This is a genomic window from Verminephrobacter aporrectodeae subsp. tuberculatae At4 (assembly GCF_000193225.1).
Lineage (GTDB): Bacteria > Pseudomonadota > Gammaproteobacteria > Burkholderiales > Burkholderiaceae_C > Acidovorax > Acidovorax aporrectodeae.
This window is the reverse complement of record NZ_AFAL01000207.1, coordinates 1-1,845: the sequence shown is the minus strand read 5'-3', so window position 1 is coordinate 1,845 and position 1,845 is coordinate 1. Positions and strand designations below refer to the sequence as shown.

The window sequence follows — 1,845 nt, the reverse complement described above, 5'->3', positions numbered from 1 at the left end:
CACGGCGCGCAGCGCCATGCCGTCGCGGGTCAGCGTGCCGGTCTTGTCGAACACCACGCAGTCCACCGCAGCCAAGGCCTCCAGACCCTGCAGGTTGCGCACCAGCACCCCTTGGCGCGCCAGGGTTCCCGCAGCGGTGAGCATGGCCACGGGCGCCGCCAGCGAGAGCGCACACGGGCAGGTCACGATGAGCACGGCCACCGCCACCATGAGCGCCTGCCCCGGACCGGCGTGCCACCAGAACAGCGCCGCCAGCGCCGCAGCCAGCAGCACGGCGAGCAGGAACGGCCGGGCGATGCGGTCCGCCAGCTGCACCAGCCGCGGCTTCTGCAAGGCCGCGCTCTCCATCAGCGCGACGATCTGCGCAAAACGGGTCTGCGCGCCCACGCCCTCGACCCGCACCTGCACCGGCGCCTGCAGGTTGTGGCTGCCCGCAGCGACGGCGCCGCCGACGCTGCGCGCCACGGGGGTCGATTCCCCGGTGAGCAGCGCCTCATCGACCTGCGTGCTGCCCTCGGTGATGCAGCCGTCGGCCGGAAACGCCTCGCCCGCGAGCACGCGAATGACGTCGCCTGCGGCCAGACGGCGCGTCGCCACGCGGCTGAAAGCACCGTCCGCGCCGCGCCGCTCGACGCTGTCGGGCAGGCGATTGAGCACCGCCTCGAGCGCGCCCGCGGTGCGCTCGCGCAGGCGCGACTCGAGCAAGCGCCCGGTGAGCAGAAAGAACACGAACATGCTCAGCGAGTCGTAGTACACCTCTTTGCCGAAAATCCCCGTGGGGTTGAACGTTCCCGCCATGCTCACGCCGAAGCTGATGGCCATGCCCAGCGCAACCGGCAGGTCCATGCCGACGCGGCGCGCGCGGATGTCGCGCAGCGCGGCGGAGAAGAACGGCGCGCACGAGAAGACCAGCGTGGGCAGCGTGACGACCCAGCAGGCCCAGCGCATCAGTTGCTCGGTCTCGCCGCTCAGATCGCCCGGCCGCGCCACGTACGCGGGCCACGCGTACATCATCACCTGCATCATGCAAAGCCCCGCCACCAGCCAGCGCCACAGCGCGCCGCGGCCCTCGCGCAGGCGCCGCTCACGGGCCTGTGAATCCATCGCGGGCAGGGCGCGGTAGCCCGCCCTGTGCACCGCGTCCAGCCATTGCGAGGGGCGGACCTGGCCCGGGTCCCAGAGCACGCGGGCGCGGCAGCTGGCAGCGCTCACCTCGGCCCGGAGCACGCCGGGAACGGCGCGCAGCGCGTTCTCGACGGTGAGCGCGCAGGCCGCGCAGCGCATGCCTTCGAGCACCACCTGCGAGTCCCATGCGCAGGCCGCAGGGTCCTCCGCAGCGGCGCCTGCCAGCGGCACGGGATGGCCAAATGCCGGCCATTCTTGCGGGTCGTCGAGCAGCAGGATGGACGCGGCGGACGGGGGGGTCGAAGGCGGCTGCGGTGCAGCAGCACGAGACAGGGTCACAGGCATGGCGCTAGTGTCGCATCCCGACCTGACACCGCGCCCCGGCAGACGCATTGACTTGTATTAAACGTGGCGACATGATCGCTCCCCAAACGCGTTCCGTGGGGGAACGCCAAGGAGAGTCCAATGTACAAATGCATCCTGATCGCCACCGACGGCTCGCCGCTGTCGGACAAGGCCGTGGAACACGGCCTGTCTCTGGCCGCGCTCGCGGGCGCCACCGTGATCGCCCTGAAGGTGGTGCCGCGCTACGCGCGCAGCTACTTTGAAGGCACCATGCCGGTTGACATGAAGGACGTGGACCGCGTGGAGAAGCAATGGAGCGACGCGGCGCAGGCCGTGGTCGATGGCATCAAGACCCGGGGCGACGCCCAGGGCGTG

General features: G+C 71.1%; 2 protein-coding genes. One reads left to right on the top strand and one right to left on the bottom strand.

The annotated features are described in order from the left end of the window. Positions 1–1,470, bottom strand: a 1,470-nt coding sequence (locus VTU_RS0105885; RefSeq protein WP_010101950.1) for a heavy metal translocating P-type ATPase, incomplete at its 3' end; no start/stop codon positions are given. 120 nt (positions 1,471–1,590) lie between these two features. On the opposite strand from VTU_RS0105885, the gene VTU_RS0105880 reads away from it, so the two are divergent. Further along, on the top strand, positions 1,591–1,845 hold a 255-nt coding region (locus VTU_RS0105880; protein ID WP_010101948.1), incomplete at its 3' end, for a universal stress protein.